5 protein-coding genes are annotated in these 9,443 nt (G+C 47.7%); 3 read left to right on the top strand and 2 right to left on the bottom strand.

Annotated features, from left to right (window positions below):
- The first annotated feature begins 480 nt into the window (after window positions 1-480).
- On the top strand, window positions 481-969 hold the full coding sequence (locus QZ938_RS09790) for a hypothetical protein (RefSeq protein WP_293153244.1): 489 nt from the start codon (window positions 481-483) through the stop codon (window positions 967-969).
- A gap of 281 nt (window positions 970-1,250) precedes the next feature.
- Here QZ938_RS09790 and QZ938_RS09785 read toward each other — a convergent pair whose 3' ends face one another.
- Window positions 1,251-1,526 carry a nucleotidyltransferase domain-containing protein gene (locus QZ938_RS09785; RefSeq protein ID WP_293351122.1) on the bottom strand — a complete coding sequence of 92 codons (276 nt, stop codon included), beginning with the start codon at window positions 1,524-1,526 and terminating at the stop codon, window positions 1,251-1,253.
- 221 nt (window positions 1,527-1,747) lie between these two features.
- Between QZ938_RS09785 and QZ938_RS09780 the strand changes: the two genes are divergently transcribed.
- Both QZ938_RS09780 and QZ938_RS09775 read left to right on the top strand, forming a co-directional pair.
- On the top strand, window positions 1,748-3,142 hold the full coding sequence (locus QZ938_RS09780; protein ID WP_293153248.1) for a branched-chain amino acid ABC transporter substrate-binding protein: 1,395 nt from the start codon (window positions 1,748-1,750) through the stop codon (window positions 3,140-3,142).
- 193 nt (window positions 3,143-3,335) lie between these two features.
- Complete coding sequence (locus QZ938_RS09775; protein ID WP_293351120.1) at window positions 3,336-4,412, top strand: branched-chain amino acid ABC transporter permease; 1,077 nt, start codon at window positions 3,336-3,338, stop codon at window positions 4,410-4,412.
- Window positions 4,413-4,754: 342 nt separating this feature from the next.
- Here the strand turns inward: QZ938_RS09775 and QZ938_RS09770 are convergent, their stop codons facing one another.
- The gene (locus tag QZ938_RS09770; protein WP_293351118.1) at window positions 4,755-9,377 is read right to left on the bottom strand and encodes a nitric oxide synthase oxygenase; all 4,623 of its coding nucleotides are present in this window, start codon (window positions 9,375-9,377) and stop codon (window positions 4,755-4,757) included.
- Window positions 9,378-9,443: the final 66 nt, after the last annotated feature.

The raw sequence follows: 9,443 nt of genomic DNA, 5'->3' as shown, positions 1-9,443 counted from the left end.
GATTAAGGGTGAAGATATCGGGAGCGCAATGGAATATTGAGAACGTTTCGTCTATCCTTGCTCTTCGCTGTGCTTATCTCAACGGTCAACTTTCAATTTGATGTATTTGCCAAAGTGAGATGCACCCGTTCTGATAACACGAATGAATTATGGGGACACGATCTTCTCAAACACAACAAAATGGAGTTAGATCGTATGATTTTATTTGTTAAACCATTTCTGTTTAATTAAGTCAAGGAGAAATTAATGCGTTTTGTCGATCAAAAGAGCGATGTTGGTGTTTTAACCGTTAAAATAGCTAGATAATTAGGAATAAGTGGAATGCGATCGGGACGCTCGCGAACGAAAGGCTCGCACTCCCAAATAGCGATCGCGCATCTTTGGTTTGCGGGCGATCGCTCTTGTAAAATATCTCTTTATTCTAGAAAAACCTATTAAAATAGTCGATATAATTGGTTAAAAAATAGTAGGGAAAAATTTATGAAACTCGCTGATTTACCCCAAGATGCGCTCGACGATTTATGTCAAGACGAACAGTGGCGGTTAGATATCGATCCGGGATTGGACGCCAAACACGAATTTTGGATGGCGTGGCACCATTTTCTTAAGTTACCGGAGCAATCCTATTTTGAGAGTACCGAAGAAGATCTGGCAGAATTTCTCACATTTGAAGGGTACAACTTGCTGCTACCAGTGGCGCGATCGCACCATGCTAGCATTCATCCCATTCGATTGATTCCGAGTGCCGACGGACAGACACTCACCCTGTTTCTTCAGGATTCTTACCATCGCAATTGGTTCACCGAACCCAGCGATGCCCGTTATGGATTTCTGGCGATCGCCGATCGCTATCAGAAGTTTGGCTGCGATTTCTATCTTGCCAGCTATTATCATTTTGCTTACCTCATCGGCAGGGATTACGAAGCGGCTGTGGCGATTCTTACTCAGAAATTAGGTCAGCTATCTTGATAAATCTGGGTTTTATGCCAAGTCTAGATCTCCCTAAATCCCCCTGATAGTCGGGGGACTTTGATAAGACTCTTGTCCCCCCCTTTTTTTAGGGGGAGTAGGGGGCAGGCTAAGGGGGGATCTTGCCTTTAATGGTCAAGCCAGCAGTTTGTGACTGGGTTTTAAGTTAAGTTAACACCAATTGCCTGCGCCATCTCCCAAAGTGAATCATTATTCCGATCGCCCGCTTGCATAAATCACTCGATGCGTTTTCAAAATGTTCGATCGCAAATAAGGATTTTTTAACAGCTTTTTTCCACTAAATCTACACGACGGTGAAATAAATTCTCTATTTCTTCCTGCATACCCAATAAATGAGAAAGCGTGAGGCGGTGCGAGGGTTCGTAAGTAACTAATACATCTACATCGCTATCGGGGCGAAAGTCATCCCGCAGCACTGAGCCAAACAGGGCAAACTCGACTATGTTCCAGCGCTGGCAAAATTGGGCGATCGCATCGAGAGAGACTTTTAGGCGATCGTTCACCACATATTCTAAATCTGACTGCAACTCAATCATGCGCTAGCAAACCTCCAACGAGAGCCAATAATATCAGATTCTCAGGCGAGCAGAGTTTGTGTGAACTACCCGCCAGCAATCGGAGTACCGATATGCTCTGTTTCTTCATTGTGAAAGCAGAGATACCAAGTAGACCCAGATGATTGACAGTTGACTGTACCTCAGCCAAATTTGTGAAATATGTGCTAACTCTTGACTACATACAGATAACAGTGAAAAATATGCAAAAACGCAACCAACAAACCAAGCAACCCATGAACCTTTCCCAGAAATCAGGGGGCAAGAGTGGCACATCCCCAAAAACCTACACCACACTGAATCTGCACGCCGCAGGATTGCGGAAAATACTTGTAGCCGCAGGTATAGCCTCTCTTTGTGCTAGTTGTCAGAGTCCCCAAACACCAAGCGCCACAGCCCCCGGCAGCACTCCCGGAACCACTCCCGCAGCCACTCCCGTCGCAGTCACTACCCCCGGAGACCCAAATACCGTCAAAATAGTCTCCATGCTACCGATGACAGGTAGCGCCTTGGGTCAAGCTCAAACAATGGTCAACGGTGTCAAACAAGCCCTTGCCGAAACCGACTCTAAAGCCTGCGATGGCAAAATCAAAATCGAATACGAGATTCTCGATGATGCGACTGCTGCGGCTGGCAAATGGGATCCCAGCCAAGTCACATCCAATGCTAACAAAGTAGCAGCGGATGGATCGGTAGTTGGTGCGATCGGTCATTACAACTCCGGTGCCGCCAAACTTTCAATTCCCGTGCTCAACCAAGCCAATATAGCGATGGTGAGTCCCGCTACCACCTATCCGGGCTTGACAAAACCAGGAAAAGGTGAGCCGAAAGAACCCAACGTTTATTACCCAGCAGGCACTCGTAATTTCGCCCGCGTTGTACCCGCAGACGACCTTCAAGGTGCGATCGCCAGTAATTGGGCGAAATCTTTAGGAGTTAAAAAAGTCTACATTCTCGACGATCAAGAACTATACGGCAAAGGCATTGCTGACGTTTTTGAAGCAACTGCTAAAACTGCGGGAATTGAAGTCCTCGGCCGCGAGGGAATTGATATCAAAGCCAGCGATTACAAAGCTTTAATGAATAAGATTAAAGCTTTAAGTCCCGACATGATTTACTTTGGTGGCACTACCCAAAGTAATGCCGGACAGATAATTAAAGACATCAGAAATGTCGGAATGACTGCGGACGCAGTTAAAATCATGGGCCCGGATGGCATTAAAGAGCAAGCTTTAATTGATGCCGGAGGCAAAGATGCCGAAGGCGTTTATGCTACTTTTGGCGGTTTGCCTCCTAAAGAATTGACTGGCGTGGGTGCGAAGTGGTATGAAAGCTACAAGGCAAAATTTAATGCTGAACCGGAAGCTTATGCAGCTTATGCTTATGAATCTGCTAAGGTGATTATCGGCGCAATTAATAAGGTCTGTAAAAATGACCGCGCGGCGATCCGCGATGCTGTCTTGGCAACTAAAGATTTTAACGGCGTACTTGGCACTTGGAGTTTTGATGCTAATGGTGACACTAGCTTGACTACAATGTCAGGAAATGTTGTTAAAGCTGGTAAGTGGGAATTTGTGAGCCCCCTAAAGACTGAATAATTAGTCAGTTGACTGTTGTCAGTTGACTGTTCATTTATCGATTACCGATCGCAGTCTAGGACGCATTCATACTAAAGAAACCGGGTTTTTACTGGATTTAAGGTTTCGAGCGAGTTGTTTCGGAAAAAACCCGGTTTCTGCCTCAATGCACAATGCCCAATGCCCAATTCCCCATTCCCCATTCCCAATAATTATGAAAAACTGGAAAAGTATTCTCTTATATATAGGTGTAGCGTATATAGTTTTGTTGTTAGGCCCGATCGCCGGATTTGATTTACCGAAAATTATTGGCGAAATAGTCCGCAGCCCAGAAGTGTTGATTCAACAGTTGTTAGTGGGTTTAGTCAACGGCGCGCTGATTGCAATTATTGCTTTGGGTTACACGATGGTTTACGGCATTATTGAGCTGATCAATTTTGCTCACGGCGATTTGTATATGTTGGGTGCTTTTGCTTCGCTGACTGTGTTTGGAGCTTTTGGGATTCAAGACGGCGCATCTTTAGGTACTGCAATACCCGTGATGTTAGTCGCTTTAATTGTATGTTCGGCGTTTTGTGCGGGGCTGAATATTGTCGTCGAAAAGTATGCTTATCGTCCTTTGCGAAATGCTCCGCGTTTGGCCCCGTTAATTTCCGCGATCGGCGTTTCGTTTATCTTCCAAAATATGGGATTATTTTGGGGAGGTTTGAAAGCTTTTTTTCCGGTGATGGGGTCTAATTCGGCCGCACCGAAAAGCTTCCCTGATTTGTTACCACGAGTTGATATTCTCAAAGCTATGGGAATTGAAACGAGTATTGTATTTACTACAAAAGATTTAATTGTGTTGGTGGTGGCTCTGGTATTAATGGTTTTGCTTCATGTGTTCGTGCAGTACACTCGTCTGGGAAAGGCGATGCGGGCTACTGCTCAAAGCCGCGATGCTGCTAAGATTATGGGAATTAATGTCGATCAGATTATTGCTCTGACTTTTTTGATTGGCGGCGCTTTGGCTGGTTCGGCAGGAATTTTGGTTGGTCTCTACAACAATACTATTGTTTTTACGATGGGTTTTACGGCGGGCTTGAGGGCTTTTACTGCCGCTGTTTTGGGGGGGATTGGCAATATTGTAGGGGCGATGTTAGGAGGGGTTTTGATTGGGGTGCTGTCGTCTTTGAGCGATCAGTATTTGTCGAGTCGCTGGACTAATGCTTGGGTGTTTGGGGTTTTGGTGGTGATTTTGGCTTTTCGGCCCGGCGGTTTGTTGGGTGAGAATGTTCAGGAGAAGGTTTGAAATTGCATGGTTTAATCGATGGCTCATATCGTTGACCGTTGCATCGGAATAATTTAACCACAGAGTACGCTCCAGAACACAGAGGAATGAGAATTAAATAACTTACAATTTTTATTGTTATTGTGGGACTAAAGTCCCGCCCGTCCAGAAACGACGGGCGGGACTTTAGTCCCACAAATATGTGTAAATTATTTAATTCGCGATCCAGAGATACATTTAAGAGAGATGAATAATTTCGATGAATAGCGGAATTGATATCAATCAATTCAAACAAAATTAACAAAAGGAGCTAGAATTCAGAAGACTTCCAGCTCCTTTTGCTAATGGTTGCAGTCCCAAATGTTAGACAGTTAGCGGTTGCGCCAATTCCGTGACTGGTGCTTCGCTGTCACTTGACTGCTGCACCCGAATTAGCCACCCTTCGGCTTTAGAGTAGTTATCTTTTTGCACCTGTTTGATAGCTTGTTTGAAGTTCAACTGCACGCCCCAAACATCGCTGGTGAAACGCTTTTCTTGCTTCATATTGTCGAAGAACACGGCGGCTTCGATGTGAGATAAACCGCCTTCGGTTTTGGCAATAGAGAGCATCACTTCAAACACATCATCCGCCATCTTCGCATCCCCACAAACGTAGTAGTGACACTTAGGATGACTCAGCAGCTTCCAGACATCCTGGGAGTTTTGCTGCATGAGGTTCTGCACGTACAGCTTTTGGTCGCCAAGACGGGAAAATGCCACTTCCAGACCAGAAAGTACACCTTGATTCTGCCACGTCTGCATCTGCTCCTGATAGAGGAAGTCACTGTGATTGCGACAGCCAAAGTATAAGGTAGCATCTCCCAAGGGTTGTCCTTGCTGCAACAAGGCATCTCGGTATTGGAGGAAAGCAATCAGCGGAGAGACTCCCGTACCAGGTCCCACCATCAGCATCGGTGCATCGAGTTCGCTAGGCGGACGGAAGCTAGAAGTACGGACACCAATGCGAACCTTTGCTCCGGGTTCGAGTCCAGCTAGGTAGTTGGAACAGAGTCCTTGACGGACTTTGCCTGCGTCGGTTTTGATTTGCAGCACTCCAACGGTGATTTGTAGGTGCTGTGGATGGAGCAAGGGAGAGGAGGAAATCGAGTAGAGGCGCGGCTTTTGCTTCGGCAGCAACTCTAGTAGGGCGGCTAGGGTAATCTCTGCTGAGGGAAACTCATCAAAGAGATCGAGAACACTCATGAAGTTGTCCGCGATCGTTTTCTTGAGCAAAACGCTGTCGTGATTGTCGTCTACCTGCCGGAGAATCTCCAGCCAGGTTTCCAGGCGATGTTTCTCCTGGGGATTTTGGGCTGCGGAGTACAGGTAGCCCAGCAGTTCGTTGAATGGTTCCCGCAAAGCTAGATCGAGTTCTTCGGAGAGTACCTGACCTACGGTTGTTGGGACGGCAATCGGGGGTTGGTCTTCTATTTGAGTGCCATCTGGTGTTACGTAACTAGCTGTGAAATAGGTATTAGGGGTGATTGAGAGGCGATCGCACAATCGCTGTACTAATTCCGGTGGATTGCAAGGATAAACAGCAACGTGATCGCCGGTTTCGTATTGCAAATTGCTATCGGAAATATCGAACATGATATAGCGAGTAGAACGACTCCCAGGAATCACCTCTTGGAGCAGTTCTCGATTTGCTACGACAGGAACTTGGATGGCTTTATCTCCACTCACGGCCAGAGGGGCAACGGTTGCTGCTTCTGCCTCATTTAAGAAGGTAACGTTGAGTTTTGGGGCGGATGCGGTTGTGGCATCGGCGGCGGTGACATCCTCACCTAAAACGCGGGAGATGAGTCCCAGCCACTGTTTGAAGGTGTCTGCCTGTCCCTTAATTTCATCCCCTTTATGCAACGGCACAATGCAGTTAGCCCCTGCCTTTGCGAGTGTTTTATCTACCGAAATTGCAGCAGCACAGAATTGTTCGTAAACGGTGCTGCCAATGCCGAGGATGGAATAGCTCAACCCACTGAGGGAACCCGCAGGCTGTTTCTTCAACCACTGAAGGAATTTTTGGCCGTTTCCGGGGATTTCGCCATTACCGAAGGTGGAGGTGACGATTAGGAGGAGCTTTTCAGAGGCAAGGGTATCGGTATTGTATTCATCGAGGGCCATCACTTTCGCTTTGTAACGCTGGAGTTGACGGGAGGCTTTCCGCGCAAAGCCTTCGGCAGTCCCCGTCTCGGAAGCATAGAGAATGAGGATGCGGTCTTGCTTGTTGTCGTCTGAGTCGGTATTGGTGATGAATTGTTCCAGGTCAATGCCGTCTTCCACTGTCCATCGATCGGCTCCATAATGATAGGCAGGGTCTAGGTAAAAGTCGCGCATCTGGTGATGCCAGACTGGGCAGGTACTCCCTCCATAGGATGGTACGACCCAACCCCAATCTGCCGGACACTCGCGCCCTGCTTTCTTTTCGCGCAAGTCGTGAGCCATGAATTGTTTAGAGGCAGACTGGTGATCGACCATCGTCACCTTAGATTTTTGGAACGAGTATAGGATAGCGATGTTGAGTTCTAATGCCACGCGATCGCGCCACAAGGTTTGCTCAGAACTGGTATCCAGCTTGAGAACTTTGGCGATTTCCTCTGTTTTGTCGTAGCGCCAATCTTCCAAGAAATCCCGCATGATCTCGGTACCCATGTACCAGCCATTGAAAGGGAGGCAGGTATAGGTAATGCCGCCGATGTCCATGCGGAAGTTGCTGATGGCTGGGATGGCATACCACCGAAAGCCAAGGGACTTGAACTCTGGAATTGTGGGATGCTCAATGTCCACTTCCAGTACATCGTCTTGATGAAACTCATAGAATTTGGGTTCCATGCCTGGGACTTCAATGACTAGGGGGAGGATGTCGTAGGGTGTGCGTGGTTCCGGTGGTTGCCAGCCGAGTTTTAAGATGGCTGTGGTGAGCTCGAAGTTGGCGCGATCGCCCATAATATTCCCGTCCGGTTGCTCGTAAGCGGCATAGCGAATCAATTGGGAATTCCAGACGCGCGGCCCCCAGCGTTCCTTCGGCTGTTTGGGACGGAAGACGGTCATCGTAATTTGAATATTGCCCCCATTGGTGGCGTATCGCAGGTGTTCTTCTAACTCGCGAAACATCTCGTCGGGGTTGGTGACATGGCGGCGATCGCGCACCACCATATTATTCCACTGAATTCGAGCAATACACTTGGAAGCATTGCGCCACGACAACTGTGCTCCATAGGCCAATTCTTCGTAGGTTTGGGTGTAAGTGCCTGTGGCTTTCACTTCCTCTTGGATTTCTACCCAACGCCGCGCCCGATCCTCTGGTTCCCATTCTTGCTCGGTGGCAATCTGCTCCAGATACTGCTTTGCTTTTTTGAGCAATCGCTCCTCATTGAGCTTGGGCAACTTCATCACGTTAATAACGCGATCGAACAACGTCTGCCATGCGTGCCTTAACTCAGGGGTGAAGTCTGGCACATACTTCTCAAGTATGAGTACCAATACCTGTACCATACCAGCATAGGCGCAGGAGGGTATATCATCAATACTCACCTGGGTTCCTAACTGCTGGACTATCAACTCTTCAAATTCGTCAAAGTCAATCTCGCCACTACCATCGACATCTACGCGAGCAAACAGATCGTTCAACTCGTTGATGGCGATCGATAGCCCCGACTTGCGCGAGTAATCGATGAGTTCCTCAATAGAGATTGTTCCAGTCCCGTCTGTGTCAATCTCATTAAAGATATACACGCGGAGATTTTGAATTAGTTCGTCTCTACTGCCGCCCTGGAACCAGTGAACCAAAAATTCCAATACCTCAAACAGGTTCAAGGACAGATAATCCATGTTTGTCCGTCCAAAGATAGGCAGCATGAACGGGTATTTTTCAAATAGGGTTTGAAAAAATGCCTCTCCAATTTGCTGCGTATTCTGTCTGAGCATGGTTAAGGATTCGGCCATGCGTTGCTTGACATCTGGGAGCATTGCCTCTTCGTAGCGACGCATCGCCTCTACCATTGGGACAATCACATCAATGTTGAAAAAGCGGTAAACAGCGGAGTGAGTTCCTGTTGCTAGATTTTCGCGATCGTACTCTTCTAGGTAAGGAATCGACGGCAACATCCACATCCACACCTGCCGGGCCTTCAGCCAGTGATGGGGACGCATCCCCATATCGGCAAACAGCGCTCCATAATCCTCAACATTATCGAAGCTATCACCTTTTTCTGCCGGCACCCCCATCAGAGGTTCCGAAATCACGTTTTGGGTATCAGGCTGAAGCTGATGTACGCAACAGTCAAATAACTCAAAAAAGTAGTCGCTTACGGTATCCAGGGCATCTCCAAAGATGTACTCTAGTTCTGGAGCCTCCAGCAAGAGGCGCTTCAAGAACTTTTCCATTTGCAATTCTTTCCACGCCCGCAGCTTGTTCCAAACGTCTTTGACAATTACTTCATCTTGGGGTGTGAGGGGAAGCGCTTCGGGCATCTCGAATTCACTTTGGCCGTTGCTCTGACTTGCTTGCGCGTGGAGGCGACGATTTCCCGAATGTCCCAACAGCGTCAGCGTGCTGCTACTTGCCTGACTGGTACTTTGGGTAAGGCGAGTTTTCAACTTCAACTGAGGTGCTAGATTCCAGTTGGCGATGGGAAATTCTAACTCGGCGCTGGTTTCACCATTGAGGTAATCCTGCGTCGCCAATGTGACCGTTGCGGCATCCTGCCAGGGCAGAGTAATATCTCCTTCCCGGTAGCATAGGGTAATCGCGATCGTGCAGTCTCCGTTGTTTTTCAGATCCAATAACCAGCTTGGTTGCTTGCGGCTAAAGGAATCCTTTTGCAACAAAGGTTGTCCCTCATCGGAGAGCATCTGCACGCGGCACTTGTACCTGTAGTTGTCCGAAGTGGGGAAATCGGTCGCCGAAACCTCGGTTAAGTGGATAATTCGTGGATTATTGTGCATACTAGGCCGGAAAATTATGTGAGAAGAACAGGCAAGCTAGGTGTCGTTCACCTGTGTAGCAAAAGC

The organism is Microcoleus sp. CAWBG27, from assembly GCF_020883145.1.
Classification (GTDB): Bacteria; Cyanobacteriota; Cyanobacteriia; order Cyanobacteriales; family Microcoleaceae; genus Microcoleus.
Note: the sequence above shows the minus strand (reverse complement) of the source record. Positions and strands in the feature narration are given on the sequence as shown.

Bases quoted from the DNA above. Each gene is read 5' to 3' on its own strand.
- QZ938_RS09790 (WP_293153244.1), top strand. From the start codon at position 481: ATGAAACTCGCTGATTTACCCCAAGATGCGCTCGACGATTTATGTCAA.
- QZ938_RS09785 (WP_293351122.1), bottom strand. From the start codon at position 1,526: ATGATTGAGTTGCAGTCAGATTTAGAATATGTGGTGAACGATCGCCTA.
- QZ938_RS09780 (WP_293153248.1), top strand. From the start codon at position 1,748: ATGCAAAAACGCAACCAACAAACCAAGCAACCCATGAACCTTTCCCAG.
- QZ938_RS09775 (WP_293351120.1), top strand. From the start codon at position 3,336: ATGAAAAACTGGAAAAGTATTCTCTTATATATAGGTGTAGCGTATATA.
- QZ938_RS09770 (WP_293351118.1), bottom strand. From the start codon at position 9,377: ATGCACAATAATCCACGAATTATCCACTTAACCGAGGTTTCGGCGACC.